Genomic DNA, 418 nt, shown 5'->3' on the forward strand with positions numbered 1-418 from the left:
CGATCCCGTCTGCCTCCACCAATCACCAACGCTAAGTGCTTGGTTCATACGATGAACCGAGAATTTTGCATTGGCGATTGAGCCAGTCAGAGCGGTACGAAAGTATCGGCTGTCGTTCTTTAACAATCTGGAAGAAGTAAGTAATTTGGATAGCGGAAGCGTCTTGAGATGGACGTGAAAACTATCCGGGTTGTGATTGTATCGATGTATCTCAAGATGATTCGAACTCTATGTTCGACTTAAATTGGAATACGGCACAACGCGAGAACTCAACCTGTAACGAGACAGACTCGTTATAGGGTCAAGCGAACAAGTGCATGTGGTGGATGCCTTGGCGATCACAGGCGATGAAGGACGCGGTAGCCTGCGAAAAGCTACGGGGAGCTGGCAAACAAGCTTTGATCCGTAGATGTCCGAA

At 48.1% G+C, this 418-nt stretch carries 1 rRNA gene; it reads left to right on the forward strand.

Features of this window, described 5'->3' with window-relative positions:
• Window positions 1-299: 299 nt before the first annotated feature.
• Window positions 300-418, forward strand: a 23S ribosomal RNA gene (locus tag VK92_RS38425); the annotation flags it as partial.

The organism is Burkholderia sp. LK4, from assembly GCF_001043615.1.
GTDB classification, from domain to species: domain Bacteria; phylum Pseudomonadota; class Gammaproteobacteria; order Burkholderiales; family Burkholderiaceae; genus Burkholderia; species Burkholderia cepacia.